The organism is Pseudomonas sp., assembly GCF_049300855.1.
Lineage (GTDB): Bacteria > Pseudomonadota > Gammaproteobacteria > Pseudomonadales > Pseudomonadaceae > Aquipseudomonas.
The window spans coordinates 366,503-384,746 of sequence record NZ_JBAQKH010000054.1; the positions used below are offsets into that span (position 1 = coordinate 366,503).

At 60.4% G+C, this 18,244-nt stretch carries 11 protein-coding genes; 7 read left to right on the forward strand and 4 right to left on the reverse strand.

Annotated features, from left to right (window positions below):
- The first annotated feature begins 155 nt into the window (after positions 1–155).
- The 6 genes from dgcB (at position 156) to WA225_RS26950 (ending at position 12,118) form a co-directional block, all read left to right on the forward strand.
- Complete coding sequence (gene dgcB, locus WA225_RS26925; RefSeq protein ID WP_422610298.1) at positions 156–2,105, forward strand: dimethylglycine demethylation protein DgcB; 1,950 nt, start codon at positions 156–158, stop codon at positions 2,103–2,105.
- Positions 2,105–3,325: an electron transfer flavoprotein subunit alpha/FixB family protein gene (locus WA225_RS26930; RefSeq protein ID WP_122596522.1), complete on the forward strand. Its 1,221-nt coding sequence runs from the start codon at positions 2,105–2,107 to the stop codon at positions 3,323–3,325. The genes dgcB and WA225_RS26930 overlap by 1 nt, the downstream gene beginning before the upstream one ends.
- A gap of 9 nt (positions 3,326–3,334) precedes the next feature.
- Positions 3,335–4,105, forward strand: a complete 771-nt coding sequence (locus WA225_RS26935) for an electron transfer flavoprotein subunit beta (protein WP_422610299.1) — start codon at positions 3,335–3,337, stop codon at positions 4,103–4,105.
- 1,291 nt (positions 4,106–5,396) lie between these two features.
- A complete protein-coding gene (locus WA225_RS26940; RefSeq protein WP_422610300.1) occupies positions 5,397–8,849 on the forward strand; it encodes an alpha/beta fold hydrolase in 3,453 nt (1,150 codons plus the stop codon).
- 131 nt (positions 8,850–8,980) lie between these two features.
- Complete coding sequence (locus tag WA225_RS26945) at positions 8,981–10,849, forward strand: hypothetical protein (protein WP_422610301.1); 1,869 nt, start codon at positions 8,981–8,983, stop codon at positions 10,847–10,849.
- Between the two features lie 24 nt (positions 10,850–10,873).
- Positions 10,874–12,118: a metallophosphoesterase family protein gene (locus WA225_RS26950; protein ID WP_422610302.1), complete on the forward strand. Its 1,245-nt coding sequence runs from the start codon at positions 10,874–10,876 to the stop codon at positions 12,116–12,118.
- Positions 12,119–12,241: 123 nt separating this feature from the next.
- Here the strand turns inward: WA225_RS26950 and gbcA are convergent, their stop codons facing one another.
- Positions 12,242–13,537 carry a glycine-betaine demethylase subunit GbcA gene (gbcA, locus tag WA225_RS26955; RefSeq protein ID WP_016986282.1) on the reverse strand — a complete coding sequence of 432 codons (1,296 nt, stop codon included), beginning with the start codon at positions 13,535–13,537 and terminating at the stop codon, positions 12,242–12,244.
- A 297-nt stretch (positions 13,538–13,834) separates the two neighbouring features.
- On the opposite strand from gbcA, the gene gbcB reads away from it, so the two are divergent.
- On the forward strand, positions 13,835–14,935 hold the full coding sequence (gene gbcB, locus WA225_RS26960; protein WP_134176120.1) for a glycine-betaine demethylase subunit GbcB: 1,101 nt from the start codon (positions 13,835–13,837) through the stop codon (positions 14,933–14,935).
- A 333-nt stretch (positions 14,936–15,268) separates the two neighbouring features.
- Here the strand turns inward: gbcB and WA225_RS26965 are convergent, their stop codons facing one another.
- The 3 genes from WA225_RS26965 to WA225_RS26975 all read right to left on the reverse strand — a co-directional run bounded on the left by WA225_RS26965 (position 15,269) and on the right by WA225_RS26975 (position 18,130).
- Positions 15,269–16,093: an SDR family oxidoreductase gene (locus WA225_RS26965; RefSeq protein ID WP_422610303.1), complete on the reverse strand. Its 825-nt coding sequence runs from the start codon at positions 16,091–16,093 to the stop codon at positions 15,269–15,271.
- 150 nt (positions 16,094–16,243) lie between these two features.
- On the reverse strand, positions 16,244–16,777 hold the full coding sequence (locus WA225_RS26970; RefSeq protein ID WP_422610304.1) for an REP-associated tyrosine transposase: 534 nt from the start codon (positions 16,775–16,777) through the stop codon (positions 16,244–16,246).
- A 312-nt stretch (positions 16,778–17,089) separates the two neighbouring features.
- Positions 17,090–18,130, reverse strand: a complete 1,041-nt coding sequence (locus tag WA225_RS26975; RefSeq protein ID WP_064119210.1) for a low specificity L-threonine aldolase — start codon at positions 18,128–18,130, stop codon at positions 17,090–17,092.
- Positions 18,131–18,244: the final 114 nt, after the last annotated feature.

Below are 18,244 nucleotides of genomic sequence, written 5' to 3' on the forward strand. Positions count from 1 at the left end.
GAACGATCGTTCCCACGCTCCGCGTGGGAATGCCGCAATGGACGCTCCGCGTCCGCTTTGGGACGCGGAGCGTCCCGGGATGCATTCCCACGCAGAGCGTGGGAACGATCATTGAACGCCGTGTTTCTCTAGGTTGTACTGGTGGGAGCTTCACCATGTTGAACACCCTTCTTCCAATCCTGTTGTTCGCAGCCCTTGGCCTTGGTGTCCTCGGCGCGTTGCGGCGGGTGGCCATGTGGCGTCGGGGCCGGGCCTCGAAGGTCGATCTGATCGGCGGCCTGTTCGCCATGCCCAAGCGCTACATGGTCGACTTGCACCATGTCGTGGCGCGGGACAAATACATCGCCAACACCCACGTGGCCACGGCCGGCGGTGCGGTGGCGTCGATTGTGCTGGCGCTGCTGGTACATGGTTTCGGCCTGCATAACCGCATCCTCGGTTACGCCTTGCTGCTGATGACGGCGGTGATGTTCGTCGGCGCGATCTTCGTTTACCTGCGTCGGCGCAACCCGCCGGCGAGGTTGTCGAAAGGCCCGTGGATGCGCCTGCCGAAAAGCCTGCTGGCGTTCTCGGCGTCGTTCTTCCTGCTGACCTTACCGGTGGCCGGGATTCTGCCGGAGAACTTCGGCGGCTGGGTGCTCGCGGCCATCCTCGGGATGGGTGTGCTGTGGGGCGTGTCGGAACTGTTCTTCGGCATGACCTGGGGCGGGCCGATGAAACACGCCTTTGCCGGTGCCTTGCACCTGGCCTGGCACCGTCGCGCCGAGCGTTTTGGCGGCGGCCGTTCCACCGGTTTGAAACCGCTCGATTTGAACGATCCGAGCGCGCCACTGGGTGTGGAAAAACCCAAGGATTTCACTTGGAACCAGTTGCTCGGTTTCGACGCCTGCGTGCAGTGCGGCAAGTGCGAAGCCGCGTGCCCGGCCTTTGCCGCCGGCCAGCCGCTGAACCCGAAAAAACTGATTCAGGACATGGTCGTTGGCCTCGCTGGCGGCACCGATGCCAAGTTCGCAGGCAGTCCGTATCCCGGCAAACCAATTGGCGAGCACAGCGGCAATCCACATCAACCGATCGTCAACGGCTTGGTCGACGCCGAAACCCTGTGGTCGTGCACCACCTGCCGCGCCTGCGTCGAGGAATGCCCGATGATGATCGAGCACGTCGATGCCATCGTCGACATGCGTCGCCACCTCACCCTGGAAAAAGGCGCAACCCCGAACAAGGGCGCCGAAGTCCTCGAAAACCTCATTGCCACCGACAACCCTGGCGGTTTCGCCCCGGGCGGGCGGATGAACTGGGCAGCGGATCTGAACCTCAATCTGCTCAGCGAAAAGAAATCCACCGACGTGCTGTTTTGGGTCGGCGACGGCGCCTTCGACATGCGCAACCAACGCACCCTGCGCGCCTTCGTCAAAGTGCTGAAAGCGGCGAAAATCGACTTCGCCGTACTCGGTCTTGAAGAGCGTGACAGCGGTGACGTGGCGCGCCGCTTGGGCGACGAAGCAACCTTCCAGTTGCTCGCCAAACGCAACATTCAGACCCTGGGCAAATACAGCTTCAACCGCATCGTCACCTGCGATCCGCACAGTTTCCATGTGCTGAAAAACGAGTACGGCGCGTTCGACGGCAACTACCTGGTGCAGCACCACAGCACCTACATGGCAGAAATCATTCAGGCCGGCGCGCTGAACCTCGGTCAGCACAAAGGCAACAGCGTGACTTATCACGATCCGTGCTACCTCGGCCGCTACAACGGCGAGTACGAAGCGCCGCGCGAAGTGCTGCGCGCCCTCGGCATCGAGGTCAAAGAGATGCAACGTTCCGGCTTCCGTTCGCGCTGCTGCGGCGGCGGTGGTGGCGCGCCAATTACCGACATTCCGGGTAAGCAGCGGATTCCCGACATGCGCATGGAAGACATCCGCGAAACCGGCGCCGAACTGGTGGCGGTGGGTTGTCCACAGTGCACGGCGATGCTCGAAGGCGTGGTCGAACCGCGCCCAATGATCAAGGACATCGCCGAACTGGTCGCCGACGCGCTGCTCGAAGACGCCGCGCCAAGCAAACCTGCGACCCCGGCCAAACGTGAACAAGCGGAGGCCCACTGATGAGCGACATTATCCGCCGCGACCCGCGCGCCGAATGGATTGCGCGTAACCGCCTGCACCCGCTGCACGCGGCGATGCAACCGGCGCAGCACAGCTGGATGGGCCCCAACGGCGTCATTCGCAAGAATCTGCACGGGATCGGTTTTATCGGTCCCAACGGCATCAAACGGATCGATCGCAGTGGCGCGCAACAGGGCGGGGCGGTCAAACGTTCGGCCGCGGTTGAAGTGCAACTGCCGCTGCATCAAGTGCCGGCTCCGGCGTTCTATATCAGCGTGGTCCCGGACATGGTCGGTGGCCGCTTGAGCAGCCACGACCGCGACTTGCTCGGCCTTGCCCATCAACTCGCCGGCCAGGACGGCGCGGTGTTGGCGGTGGTCTTTGGCGAGCACAAGGAAAACGCTTTCGCCACCGCAGGCGTCGATCGCTTGCTGGTACTCGAAGGTGAACAGTTCAGCGGTTATGCACCGGAACAGCGGGTGCAGGGTTTGCGCGCTGTGGATAACCAGTTCAATCCGCGCCACTGGCTGCTGCCAGACAGCCGCAGCGGTGGCGGTGAACTCGGTCGGCGCTTTGCCGCTGCACTGGGCGAGCGCCCGGCCACGCGGGTCTGGCAGGTCAAGGATCAGGAGTGCATCGGCCGCGCTGGCGCTGGGCTGCAAGACCTTGCCCGTCCCGTCGCACGGTTGATTCTGGCAGCGGCCGAGTGTGCCGAGCCGGTCAGCGAAACGCGTCATGAAGCGTTGCCGGTGGAGTTATCCACAAGTGTCGCGCGCAGCCTGTCGCGGATCGAAGATCTCGGCGCTGTGGCAGTCGACCCGGCAGCGATTCCGATGGCCGAAGCGGAGTTCATTTTCTCCGGCGGCAACGGCGTCAAGGACTGGGCACTGTTCCACGAAACGGCGGCGGCACTCGGCGCTACCGAAGGTGCATCGCGGGTGGCGGTGGACGATGGCTTCATGGCCCGTGATCGCCAGGTCGGCGCGTCCGGCACCTGGGTCACCGCGCGGGTCTATGTGGCTGTGGGTATCTCTGGCGCAATCCAGCATCTGCAAGGCATCGGCGCTTGTGACAAGGTGGTGGCGATCAATCTCGATCCGGGATGCGACATGATCAAGCGCGCCGATTTGTCGGTGATCGGCGAGAGCGCAGAGATTCTGCAAGCGTTGATCGAAGCAGTCGCGGCTTACCGCAACGAAGCCAAGCGCGATGCGGCTTAAGGAAACGCTATGAACACGAAAGTTATCAGTCTGGTTTCAATCGGCGCTCACCCGACTTCCGGGCGACCGCGCCGCGCTGATCAGGACGCGCGCGCCGTGGAACTGGGTCTGCAACTGGCTGGGGGTAACCTGCAAGTGTTGCATGCCGGCGACGTTGCGGAACCGGCGTTGCGCGCCTATCTGGGCATGGGTCTTGAGCAGATGCACGTACTGGAGCAACCGGCTGGTGCCGATGCGCTGCCGGCGCTGACCCTGTATCTGCGTGATGCCGGTGCCCAGGTGGTGTTGACCGGCAGCCAGGCAGAAACCGGTGAAGGTTCGGGGATGCTGCCGTTCTTGTTGGCGGAAGGTCTGGGCTGGCCGCTGGTGGTGGGGCTGGCGCAGGTCGAGTCGATCAATGACGGCTCGGCGTTGGTGCTGCAAGCGTTGCCGCGTGGTCAGCGTCGGCGGTTGAAGGTGAAGCTGCCGTTTCTGGCGACTGTGGATAACGCTGCGCCGAAGCCTCGGCAGAGTGCTTATGGGCCGGCGCGGCGGGGTGTTTTGCAAGCTGACGATGTTGAAGTGGTGGACGATGAGTTGCTCGCGGTTGCCACTTTGCAAGCGGCCAAGCCTCGGCCGAAACGCTTGAAGGTGATCAAGGCCAAGAGTGGGGCGGATCGGATGAAGGCCGCAACGGCCAAGGCCAGTGGCGGCGGGGGGCAGGTGCTTAAGGGTGTTACCGCACAGGCTGGTGCTGAAGCGATCCTCAAGTTGCTGATTGAAGAAGGCGTTGTCCGCTGAAAAGCCCCTCACCCTAGCCCTCTCCCGGAGGGAGAGGGGACCTAAGGTGGCGCGCTCAAGCGTTCCATCGACCTGAAAGATCTGCGCGAACTCAGGTTTGGTCAAGCTAAGGACACCGCATAAGTCGCAGGTCGCTGCACTTTTCCAATACGCCTCGGTCGGCTCCCTCTCCCGGAGGGAGAGGGGACCTACGGTGGCGCGCTCAAGCGTTTCATCGACCGGAAAGATCTGCGCGAACTCAGGTTTGGTCAAGCTAAGGACACCGCATAAGTCGCAGGTCGCTGCACTTTTCCAATATGCCTCGGTCGGCTCCCTCTCCCGGAGGGAGAGGGCTGGGCGGGCGGCGTTCCGATGAGGGGGGCGGTTTACCCACAATCCCTGTTGGCGGATCTGTGGATAACGTGTTCGCCCATCCCTGCACCCCACGCCAATCAAGCCCTACAGCCATCCGATCAAAAAACAACCAGCCTAAGTCACGGATTTTCAGGGCTTTTTCGGCAGGATAACTCAGCAAGTTGCCCCCAATCTCTGTTGGCGCTTCTGTGGATAAGATGTTCGCTATCCGCTGAAGCCCATACAAACCGTGGCTTTCAAAGGTTTGATCAAAAAGCAGTCAATTCAAGAGTTTGCAGACGAAATTCCCGCACAAACTCCGATTTCACACAGCCTCCAATGCTTTTCCACAGCAAGGCCAAAGTTACCCCCGAACTCTGTTGGCGCTTCTGTGGATAACGTGTTCGCCATCCGCTGCAGGCCATTAAAACCGTGGCTTTAAAGGATGTGATCAAAAAACAACCAATGCGTCACCCAGATCGCCCTTCTGGATAAGTCACGCTTTTTCTTCACAAATCAGCCAGTTATTTTCCGGGTCATCCACAGTTACCCCCATTTGCTGTGGGTGGCTATGTGGATAACTTGTTTGCCAAACCCTGCAAGCCCCGGCTCGCATAGTCCAAACGGCAATTGATCACATTTCATACAGTTCTAAGACGTTGCCTTGACTTCGATTCCAGCGCTGTCTTCACTGCAATGGCACAAGGACAGCCGTCACTTATCCACATCAGGTTCTGGGAGAACGCATGATGGATAGCCCGTCGCACCGCCCCCCGCCCGTTCCACGCAAGCGCACCCTGCGTCGCGCCGCCAATCAGCACGCTCGCCTGTAGCGCGCCCAACCTGCCAGACCGCTGTGCTGTCGCCGGACTTGATCCGGTGGCCAGGTGCCCGTTCGCCCATTGATTGCAGGCAACCGCAGAGTTGCCCCCATCTGCCTGATTAGAGGATGCACCTCATGACACGGATCGCAACGCCCATCAGCGAGATCAAGGAACACTACGATGTGATCGTTATCGGTTCAGGCTACGGCGGCGGCATTGCTGCGTCGCGCCTGTCCCGTGCCGGCAAGCGTGTGTGCCTGCTCGAACGCGGTCGGGAAATCCAGCCCGGCGAATACCCCAACACCATGATCGCCGCCACCGAAGAGCTGCAGGTGCATGACCCGGATGGCCATATCGGCTCGCGCACGGGTTTGTTCGACTTGCACGTCAATGCCCAGCAGAACGTCGTGGTCGGTTGCGGCCTCGGCGGCACGTCGCTGATCAATGCCAACGTGGCCCTTGAGCCGGAGCCGGGCGTGTTCGACGACCCGCGCTGGCCGCAAGCGGTGCGTGAACACCGCGACACGCTGCTCAAGGACGGTTATGCCCGCGCTCGCGAGATGCTCAAACCCAATCCTTATCCGAGCACTTCGCCGAATCTGCCGAAACTCGACGCCAACAAGAAATCGGCGGATTACCTCCAGCAAGGCGCGCACTTCTACAAACCGCCGATCAACGTGACCTTCGACAAACTGCCGAACAACCTCAACCACGTCGGTGTCGAGCAACTGCCGTGCAACCAGTGCGGCGACTGCGTGTCGGGCTGTAATAACAAGGCCAAGAACACCACGCTGATGAACTATCTGCCGGACGCCTGGAACCATGGCGCGGAGATTTTCTGTCAGGCCGAAGTGCGGCATCTGGAGCGCGACGGTGATGGCTGGATCGTGCATTTCCAGTACCTCGACAGCGGGCGTGAGATGTTCAGCGCACCGACGTTGTTCGTGAAGGCCGATATCGTCGTGGTTTCCGCCGGCACCCTCGGCTCCACGGAAATCCTCCTGCGCACGCGTGACAAAGGCGTGGTGATGTCCGGCCAGCTCGGCGAGAACATGAGCGGCAACGGCGACATCCTCGGCTTCGGCCACAACTGCGAACAGGTTATCAACGGCATCGGTTTCGGCGCGCACCCGGCCAAGGAACTGCACCCGGTCGGCCCGTGCATCACCTCGGTCATCGACATGCGTACCGAAGGCGACTGGCGCAGCCGCATGGTCATCGAGGAAGGCTCGATCCCCGGCGCGCTCGGTCGGCCGATGGTGCCGAGCATGGCCGGTTTCGCCGAGATGATCGGCGTGGCCACCGATGAAAGCTTCAGCGCCAAGGTGAAATACAAGGAGCGTGAAGCGGAAAGCTTCCTGCGCGGCCCGTATTACGGCGCGCTGCACAACATGCAGACCTACCTGATCATGAGCCACGACAGCGGTCAGGGGCGGATGGTCCTCGACAGCAAGGATCAGTTGCGCATCGACTGGCCGGGCGTTGGCGAGCAGGAGAACTTCAAACTCGGCAACCAGCGTTTACAGCAGAGCACCAAAGCGCTCGGCGGGGTCTGGGTGGAGAATCCGATCTGGACCAAGCTGCTCAAGCACAGCATCGTTTCGGTGCACCCGTTGGGCGGTTGCGTGATGGGCGAAGATGCGGCGCAAGGCGTGGTCAATCACAAGGGCCAGGTGTTTAGCGGCGCCAGCGGCAGCGATGTTTACGCCAATCTATACGTGACGGACGGCGCGGTGATTCCGACGTCGCTGGCGGTCAATCCGCTGCTGACCATTTCCGCCGTGAGTGAACGCAACATGGGCCTGCTCGCCGCCGACCGTGGCTGGCAGATCGATTACACGCTGCCTTCGGCGCCGCGCAAAGCGGTGGCGCCGCCAACCCTTGGCGTGCAGTTCACCGAAACCATGAAAGGTTATTTCTCTCGCGCCTTCACTGCTGCGCAAAGCACTGATCTGAAAGTCTACGAAGCGGCGGCCAAGCGCGGCGAAGCGGATAACTCACCGATCGACTTCACCCTGACCATTACCGCCAACGACCTCAACCGCATGATCAAGGAACCCGAGCACGCGGCCACGATTGTCGGCACTGTCATCGCCCCAGCGCTGTCACCGCAGCCGCTGACCGCGAGCAACGGCGTGTTCAACCTGTTCGAGCAATTCGAGCAACAGGTCGATACACGTCACATGAAGTACGACATGAAGCTGACCGCCGAGGACGGCAACGACTATTTCTTCAGCGCCTTCAAAACCGTACCGGAAGACAACGGCGTGCTGAATATCTGGCACGACACCAGCACGCTGTACGTGACGCTGTATCGCGGGGCGGACAAGACCGGCGAAGTGATCGGTTCCGGGGTGTTGCACATCCATCCGACCGATTTCGCCAAGCAGATGACCACTATGAAAGTGCTCAATGCGCGCAATGAGCGTGAGCGCATCGAAGGGCTGGTGCGGTTCGGCAAGTTCTTCGCCGGGATCCTCTGGGAAAGTTACGGCGGGGTGTTTGCCGGGGATATTTACTTCAACCCGGATGCACCGCCACGCCTGAAACGGCCGCTGGATGCGCCGACGCCAGCGGTGCATTTCTTCCCCACCGAGGACGGTGTCGAGTTGCGCCTGACGCGTTATCAGGCCGGCAGCAAAGGCCCGGTGATGCTGGTGCATGGCTTGGGCGTGGGTTCGAATATCTTTTCCACCGACACCATCCAGACCAACCTGCTGGAATACCTGTGCAAGCACGATTACGACGTCTGGCTGCTGGATTTCCGCGTGAGCATTCTGCTGCCGGCGAGCAAGAAGGAATGGAACGGCGACCAGATCGCCCAGTACGACTTCAAGGCTGCCATCGCGCAGATTCAGCAGGAGACCAACGCCAAAGACGTGCAATGCGTAGTGCATTGCTACGGTGCGACGACATTCTTCATGTCGCTGCTCGCCGGTTTGCAGGGCGTGCGTTCGGTGGTCTGCTCGCAGATTGCTGCGGACACAGTGGTTGCTACCGCCACCGGATTGAAGGCCGGTCTGCATTTGCCGGGGATGCTCGATGCGATCGGCATCAAGTCGATGACCGCTTATGCCGACAGCAAGGAGAACTGGTTCAACAAACTCTACGACAAGGCCCTCAACGGCTACGCGCGGATCGAGGCGCAGGGCTATTGCACCAACCCGGTGTGCCACCGCATTACCTTCATGTACGCGTCGCTGTATCGCCACGACACCCTCAACGAAACCCTGCACGACAACCTGCACGAGTTGTTCGGCGAGTCGAACATCGAGACGTTTGAGCACCTGGCGCTGATCGTGCGCAAAGGGCATCTGGTGGATTTCAAAGGCAACGATGTGTACATGCCGCACTTTGACCGGCTGACCATGCCGATCTGTTTTATCAGCGGTGCCGACAACCAGTGTTACCTGCCGGAAAGCACCCTCAAGACCTACCAGCGTTTGTGCGACATGCACGGGCCAGAGCGTTACAGCCGCCAGGTGGTGCCGGGCTATGGCCACATCGACTGCATGTTCGGCAAGAACGCAGTGGTCGATGTCTATCCGATCATCCTTGAACACCTGGAGAAAACGGCCCTCGGGTAACCGCCGATCGTTGATCGTTCCCACGCTCCGCGTGGGAACGCATCCCGGGACGCTCTGCGTCCCAAGAGCGGACGCAGAGCGTCCATGGCGGCATTCCCACGCGGAGCGTGGGAACGATCTGGGGAACTGATATGGACAGCTACATCCGCTGGTTTCAACGCTTCATCTGGATCGGCATTGCGATGAACATGGTGTTCGCCATCCCCGCGCTGTTTGCGCCGGGGTTGCTGACATCGGTGGTCGGGCTGCCGCCGCAACTCTCCGACCCATGGCTGGAAAACGCCGGCATGCTGCTGGTCGGCATCAGCGTGTTTTACATGCCGTCGGGCTTCAACGCGCCGCGTTACGTGGTGCATTCCTGGCTCTGTGTGCTGACGCGGCTGATCGCGGTGATCTTCTGGATCTACCTGATCAACACCAGCATCCAGGGCTCGGTGTTCGTGCCGATGTTGATGGGTGATCTGAGTTTCTTTCTGATCCTCGGCATTCTGCTCTACCTCGGCACCACGCCGGAAAATCGGCCGTGGGCGCTGCTCTGCGATGGCTGGCGCGAGTGGCGCGCGGCGTGGCAGCGGCAATGGCAGAGTCACGCCTTCAAGGTCGGCACGCTGGTGGTGGTCGCGGTGCTCGGTTTTATCGGTTACGAAACCTGGTATCAGATGCTGCGGGTGGTGCCGGAGCAGCAATACGCCTCCGACGAAGACCACTACAAGTACGCCGCCATCGGGCTCGGCATCGAAGCGCGGATCCCGTATTACCTGTTCGCCGTACTGCCGCAAATGTGTCCGGAGAAAATGCCCAAACCCGGCGGCTGGGAGGTTTTCGGTTTCCTTTTTGAAAACGGCAAGGACCTGCCGATCGGCATGGCCAAGCGGCAGATCGGCTACCCGACGGTCGAGCCGAATTGCGCTTTGTGTCACACCGGTTCTTACCGAGCCAATGCCAGCGACGTCGCCGTCAATGTCCCGAGCGCGCCGGCCAACACCCTGCAACTGCAAGCCTTCCAGTGGTTCGCCTACGATTGTGCCAGCGACCCGAAATTCACCACCGATGCGGTGATGACGGCGATCAACAGCAAGTTCCAGTTGGGCTTCTTCGAGAAGCTCTACAACCGCTACCTGATCATGCCGATGGCGAAAAACGCCCTGCTCAAGCAGAAGCAGGCTTACGCCTGGCAGAAGCTGCGTCCGCAACAGGGCCCGGGCCGCACCGACACCTTCAACCCGACGAAAATGGTCGTGTTCGGCTTCCCGGATGACTCGACCATCGGCACCGTCGACCTGCCGCAGGTGTGGAACCAGAAGCCCCGGGAATCGATGTACCTTCACTGGGATGGCAATAACAACAAGATTCACGAACGCAACTACGCCGCCGCCATGGCGGTGGGTGCGACGCCGGAATCGGTGTTGCCGCCGAGCTTCAATCGTGTGACCAACTGGCTGCTCGGGCACAAGGCGCCGGCGTGGCCGTGGGCGCTGGATCAGGCGAAAGTCGCGCAGGGCAAACCGATCTGGGAGGCCAACTGCGCCGCTTGTCATGACTTCGGCCGCGCCGATACCGGGCAGGTCACGACCAACATCGACCAGCTCGGCACCGATCCGCACCGGCTCGATTCGTTCACCACGGGGCTGGTCGCCGCGTTCCACATCTTCAAAAAACCGCCGTTCGATTTCGGTGCCTACCGCAAGACCCAGAGCTACAGCAACACGCCCACCGACGGTGTCTGGCTGCGTGCGCCGTACCTGCACAACGGCTCGGTGCCGACCCTGTGGGACTTGCTGCAACCAGCGGAAAAACGTCCGCAGACCTTCATCACCGGCTCGGACATTTACGACCCGGTCAACGTCGGCTTCGTCACCCGCGGCGCCCAGGCCAAAGCCTCGGCCGACTTCATCTACGACACGCGGCTGGAGGGCAACCACAACACGGGACACCTTTACGGCACGACCTTGTCGGACGACGACAAACGCGCGCTGATCGAATTCATGAAAACCCTGTGAACCTTACGGAGAGAGGATTACGCCATGTCACTGGTCAGTCATTGGGAACACGAGTACGACAAGGTCAAAGTGCGCATTCACGGCTTGTTCACGCGCATGGAAATGGCCTGGATGAAACTCATCAGCGAGCTGGAGCCGCAGGAGTTTCAGGCGATCATCAAGTTGCTCCAGCGCGGGCATGATCAGGCGCAGTACGTGCTGAAAAACGGCGAGTTGCCGGACGACGAACCGAGCGTACCCTGGGAGCTGTCCCACGGTCTGTCGATCCTGCGCATCGGCAACGCCACGCCGCTACCGCAATCGCCCGATCAACTGGCGACCCGGGTGCTGAAGGACGGCACCCTGCTCGGGTGTCGCAAGTGGGAACTGCTCGATTTGCTCTGGAGCGAGGCGCTGCTGAAGTGGATCGAAAACCTGCGCCATCACGCCACGTTTGGCACTGATCCGGCCGTGGTGCAAATGGATCGCGACGTGACCCTGGCGATTGCCGGCGACTGGGGCACCGGGCCGTTCGACAGCCATGCGCCGGCGGTGTCGGTGGCCAATCAGATGCAACTGGCCCAGGCCGATTTCACCATTCACCTGGGCGATGTGTATTACGCCGGCAGTCATTCTCAGGAAGACGTCGACATGGCCGGTTGGCCGATGGGTACGCATGGCTCGTTCACCCTCAATTCCAACCACGAGATGTACAGCGGCGCTCACGGTTATTTCAAGGAGCTGGCCAAGCGTTTTCCGGGGCAGCAGGGCACCAGTTACTTTGCGTTGATCAACGATGACTGGCTGGTGGTCGGGCTGGATTCTGCGTACGCGTCTGATGCGATGAATTTGTACATGGACGGCACTTTGAACGAGCCGCAGATCGCGTGGATGAAAGGCCTGCCAAAACGCAAAAAGCTCATGGTGCTCAGCCATCATCAGGGCTTCGATATTTCCGGGCACAACAAGACCGCGCTGTATCAACCGGTGTGCGATGCGCTGGGGCGTGAGCCGGATTATTGGTATTGGGGGCATCTGCACAACGGCATTGTTTATGCGCAGCAGGGCGGATTGCATGCGCGTTGCGCCGGGCACGGGGCGATTCCGTATGGCAATTCCAGTGAGCTGAACGGGCATTCACGGGTGTTGTGGTCGGAGACCCAGGATGCCAACGACCCGGCGTATCCGCTGCGGGTGTTGAACGGGTACGCGAAGATCCGGTTGGTGGGGGAGGAGATTTTTGAGGAGTTTATTGGGGAGGATGGATCGGTGAGGTGGTCATCGTACTGACTGATCGTTCCCACGCTCCGCGTGGGAATGCAGCCCGGGACGCTCTGCGTCCCAAAGGCCGAACGCGGAGCGTCCGTTGAGGCATTCCCACGCAGAGCGTGGGAACGATCAAAGCTTTTGCTTTTAGCCTTGGACAGGCACGCCTTTGAGGTACGGCGCCGGTTCGGCCCCAAGGTTGTTCAGCAAGCGCTCGCTGTACCAATCCACGAAGTTGACCACACCAAACTCATAAGTCTTCGAGTAAGGCCCAGGTTGATACGCCGTTGAGTTGATCCCGCGCTGGTTTTCCTCAGCCAGGCGCCGGTCCTGATCGTTGGTCGCGTCCCACACCTGACGCATGCGTTCGACGTCGTAATCCACGCCTTCAACTGCATCCTTGTGCACGATCCACTTGGTGGTGACCATGGTTTCCTGCGCACTGATCGGCCACACGGTGAAGACGATGATGTGATCGCCCATGCAGTGGTTCCACGAGTGCGGCAGGTGCAGGATGCGCATCGAACCCAGATCCGGGTTTTTGATGCGGCCCATCAGTTTCGCGCAGCCCTGTTTGCCGTCGAGGGTCATCGACACGGTGCCCTTGAGCAGCGGCATACGCACGATGCGGTTGCGCAGACCGAAGCTGGCGTGGGCGTAAGGAATCTTCTCGGCTTCCCAGGCAGCGGCGGAGGCGGCGACGTGATCCTTGAACGCCTGATCGGCGCGGGGGTCGGTGACGTCGTCCCATTCCAGCAGGGTTTTCAGCAGTTCCGGGTGCGACGCGTTGCAGTGGTAGCACTCGCGGTTGTTTTCCAGCACCAGTTTCCAGTTGGCCTTTTCGAACAAGGTGGTTTGAATCGCCACCTTGGTGTTCTCCATGTCGTACGGTTCCATGTAATGGTTCAGCGTCGACAGGAAGTCATCAATGGCCGGCGGGTTCTCGGCCAGGCTGATGAAGATGTAACCGCCGGCAGTCTTCACGTTCACCGGTTTCAGGCCGTATTGCTTCATGTCGAAGTCGGCGCCCATCTCGGTGCCAGCGAACAGCAGGCGACCGTCCAGCTCATAGGTCCACTGGTGGTAGTGGCAGACCAGTTTGGCGACCTTGCCTTTTTCACTGGTGCACAGACGCGAGCCACGGTGACGGCAGACGTTGTGGAAGGCATGGACCACGCCCTCGGCGCCACGAATGACGATGATCGGGTTCTTGCCGATCTGCAGGGTCAGGTAGTTGCCCTTGGCCGGGATCTCGCAGGTCATGCCGGCGATCAACCACTCTTTCTGAAAGATCTCCTGCATGTCGATATCGAAGAGTCGTTCATCGCTGTAAAACGGTTGTGGCAGCGAAAACGTCCGCTCGCGCTCTTGCAGCATTTGTGCGGTGGCCTTGCGTGCGGGTTCCAGCGGATCGCCCAGGCTGATTTTTGCGGTGACGTCCATCGATGTGATCCTCATGGCCATCTGCGTGGCCGGCGAAAAGTGGCTGATCAGGTGTGCTGCTAAGGGTTGCTACGCAAGGTGTAAAGAATCTGTCTTGGTGTTGGGGCGAGTGTGGGGCCGGCGCTGCCGCGAACCTTATCCATGGGCGACATGGTGCAATCTGTTCCCGACGCGCAACCCCCGGTGGTTGGGGGCTGGTCGCGATAAGTATGCCGATGTCGCGGATAGGTAAACGGGCGGTTCGCGCTATACGCAGAATCGCCGACATGAGGCCGACAGTCGGCCGTGGAGAACAGCATGTCCAACAGCTTCCTGAATCCGGTCACCACCCAGACCTGGGCCAATGGCCGACACATTGTCCGTTGCGTCAAAGTCATCCAGGAAACCTGGGACGTGCGCACCTTCTGTTTCATGGCCGACCAGCCGATCCTGTTCTTCTTCAAGCCTGGGCAATTCGTGACCCTGGAGCTGGAAATCGACGGGCAGCCGATCATGCGCTCGTACACGATCTCCAGTTCGCCGTCGGTGCCGTACAGCTTTTCGGTGACGATCAAGCGGGTGCCGGGTGGCAAGGTTTCCAACTGGCTGCACGACACGCTGCATGAAGGGCAAGAGTTGGCGGTGCACGGGCCGGTCGGGTTGTTCAACGCCATCGACTTCCCGAGCCCGAAAGTGCTGTACCTCAGCGGCGGCGTGGGGATCACGCCGTGCATGTCGATGGCGCGCTGGTTCTACGACACCAACGCCAACGTCGACATGACTTTTATCCACAGCGCGCGCTCGCCGAAAGACATCATTTATCACCGCGAGCTGGAACACATGGCGTCGCGGATCGACAACTTCAGCCTGCACCTGATTTGTGAGAAGCATGGCTTGGGTGAACCGTGGGCCGGTTATCGCGGTTACCTGAACCACAAGATGCTGGAACTGATGGTGCCGGACTTCCTTGAGCGCGAAGTGTTCTGCTGCGGCCCAACGCCATACATGAACGCGGTCAAGCGTCTGCTCGAAGTGGCCGGTTACGACATGTCGCGTTATCACGAGGAGTCGTTCGGTGCGACGCCACCGGAAGCCCGTGCCGATGCGGTCGAGCAGGCCGAACAGGCCGCCGACGCGCCGGAAATCGATGCGGCGGATCTGCATCAGGTCGAATTCACTTCGTCCGGCAAGAGCATTCGTGTGGCCCCGGGTGAGACCGTGCATGCGGCGGCGGCCAAGCTGGGGTTGATGATTCCGAAGGCGTGCGGCATGGGGATTTGTGGGACGTGCAAGGTGTTGAAGCTGGGCGGCGAGGTGGAGATGGAGCACAACGGCGGGATTACCGAGGACGATGAGGCGGAAGGGTTTATCTTGTCGTGCTGCAGTGTGCCGAAGGGGGATGTGCGAATCGATTTCTGAAGTCGCGCCAGACTCAAGCTGCCCCTCACCCTAACCCTCTCCCAGAGGGAGAGGGGACTGACCGAGTTGTTCTCACGAGGTACACCGACTTGAGATATCGAGTCGACTATGGATTCGGCAAAGCAGTTGCACGTCGGCGTAATTCTCGAATATCCCCCAATCAGTCCCCTCTCCCACCGGGAGAGGGCCGACCGAGGTGTCTGGCGTTCTGTATCGACCTGAACGACCTTATCGATTATGGATTCGGCAAAGCAGATTCAGGTTGGCGTATTCCTTGAGCATCCCCCAATCAGTCCCCTCTCCCTCCGGGAGAGGGCTAGGGTGAGGGGCTTTTCAGTCGATAAACAAATCCGGCATCAGCGCCGCATCACTCCCCGGTTCAAACCGGTAATGCTCAAACGCGCTAACGCCGCTCTCACGCAAAACCTCCTCATCAATCAACAACCGCCCGGTAATCTGCCGTCCGCTGCTATCCAGAATCACATGCGCCGCATCCGCCATGATCGAAGGCAGACGCGCCTGCTTGAACGACTCCCGGTTACCTAACTGAAATTCAATCGCCGCCGTGGCAATCATCGTCTGCGGCCACAATGAATTGACGCTGATCCCGTAACTGGCAAATTCCTCGCTCATCCCCAGCGTCAGCATGCTCATGCCGTACTTGGTCACGGTGTACGGGCTGAACTGGGCAAACCATTTGCTCGCCAGATTCAATGGGGGCGACAGGTTGAGAATGTGACCCGAGGTTTTTTTCAGATAGGGCAGGGCGGCCTGGCTGCACAGCAGCACCGCGCGGGTGTTGATCTGGTGCATCAGGTCGAAGCGCTTGAGTTCTACGTGCTGCACACCGGTGAGCTTGATTGCCCCGGCGTTGTTCACCAGCGCATCGATGCCGCCGAAGTGCTCGTTGGCCTGCGCTAGTGCCTGGCGTACGGCGTCTTCATCACGCACATCCACCTGCAACGCCAGAGCCTTGCCGCCCGCAGCCTCGACTTCGGCGGCGACGCTGTGGATGGTGCCGGGCAGTCTGGCGTGGGGTTCGGCGCTCTTGGCGGCGATCACGATGTTGGCTCCGTCCTTGGCGGCACGCAGCGCTATCTCACGGCCAATGCCACGGCTGGCGCCGGTGATGAACAGGGTTTTGCCTTGTAACGACATGCCGATGCTCCTGCTTATTGTTATATGAGCGGAGGGCTCGACAGACAATGTAGACCAAGTCTTCGCGGGCGAAGTGGCAGGACGGCTCGAGCAGTTGATCGTTCCCATGCTCCGCGTGGGAATGCAGCCCGGGACGCTCTGCGTCCCATATCAGTACCAGCATTGAACCTCAATCAGTCCCGGCATTCCCACATAGTTCCTGGCACTCGAATAACGCCAATGTTCCGGCAAATCCACATACCCGCGTTTGACCGGGTTGTTGTGAATGTATTCAAGTTTCTGTCGCATGACCGATTCGCTGTAAACCATCTCTGCGTGGGAGCCTTCCTGCCACAACTGGTACACCCGATCCTGCTTATGCGCGCGTTTGCTAAAGCGCAGGCGTTGCAGAGCTTTGTCAGCACCTTTGCTTTGCAGATCATCAATAATCTGTCGCGCGGTGAAAGATTTGAACTGGCTGAGGCATTTACTCAGGTCGGGCGCCTGAGCGACGAAGTGAAGATGGTTTTCCAGAATCACGTAGCCGTACAGCTTCAAGTCATGGTGGGTCTGTTGATAACGCCAGCAGTTGAGCAGATGGTCGACGATGTAGGGGCGGATGAACAGCGGTAACCATTCCATGATCGTACAGGTCAGAAAATGCGGTTTGTCGGTTTCGGTAATGGTGTAGCGGCTGCGGCCCATGGGATTCTTCCTTGAATCTTGCGGTGCGACGGGAATGGAACGCGGAGCGTCCCGGGATGCGTTACCACGCAGAGCGTGGGAACGATCAGGGTGAGGCGGGCGAGATGATCGCGCTAGAAGAGAAGTCTGTTGTTGCGGTGGGAAAAGTCATTCTGAGCAATGATCGTTCCCACGCTCCGCGTGGGAATGCAGCCACTGACGCTCTGCGTCATAGCGGTGCTTAGCTTGTGGGGCTGGAACGCGGAGCGTCCCGGGAGGCGTTCCCACGCAGAGCGTGGGAACGATCAGACAGGAGGAGGGTGTGGAGTCAGGTCAGGCGGACATGACTTCGCGGATGTCGCGGGCCAGTTCGCGCACGCGTTCTTCTTCGGTGTCCCAGGAGCACATGAAGCGGGCGCCGCCCTTGCCGATGAAGGTGTAGAAGCGCCAGTTCTTCGCGGTCAGGGCGGCGATGGCCGGTTCCGACAGTTGCAGGAATACGCCGTTGGCCTGCACCGGGAACATCAGTTCGACACCGGGAATGTCGCTGACCAGTTCCGCCAGCAATTGCGCGCAGTGGTTGGCGTGGCGGGCGTACTTGAGCCAGGCGTCGGTTTCGAGGATGCCGACCCACGGGGCCGAGAGGAAGCGCATTTTCGACGCCAGTTGCCCGGCCTGTTTGCAGCGGTAATCGAAGTCTTCCGCCAGTTTGTGGTTGAAGAACAGGATCGCTTCACCCACGGCCATGCCGTTCTTGGTGCCGCCGAAGCACAGCACGTCAACCCCGGCCTTCCAGGTCAGATCCGCTGGCGAGCAGCCGAGGAAGGCGCAGGCGTTGGAGAAGCGCGCGCCGTCCATGTGCAGGTGCAGGCCCAGCTCTTTGCAGGTGGCGCTGATGGCGCGGACTTCTTCCGGGGTGTAGACGCTGCCGACTTCAGTGGCTTGAGTCAGGGTGACCACGCGCGGTTTCGGGTAGTGGATATCCTGGCGCTTGAGGGCGACTTCGCGGATCGACTGCGGGGTGATCTTGCCGTTTTCAGTGCCGGCGATGAGCAGTTTCGAGCCGTTGGAGAAAAATTCCGGGGCGCCGCATTCGTCGGTTTCGACGTGGGCGGTTTCCGAGCAGATCACGCTGTGGTAACTCTGGCACAGCGACGACAGGGCCAGCGAGTTGGCGGCGGTGCCGTTGAAGGCGAAGAACACTTCGCAGTCGGTTTCAAACAGTTTGCGGAAATGATCGGACGCGCGTGCGGTCCATTCATCGTCGCCATACGCGCGCTGGTGGCCGTGGTTGGCCTGCTCCATTGCAGCCCAGGCTTCAGGGCAGATACCGGAGTAGTTGTCGCTGGCGAATTGTTGGCTCTTGTCGGTCATGGCCGGCTTCCGTGGTCGAGACTCTTGTGAAGGCTCGTGGTCAATGAGGGTGCGCACTTTACCGAAGATCTTCCGGGGAGCACACGGGATGTCACGTTCAGGAAATTACCAGTT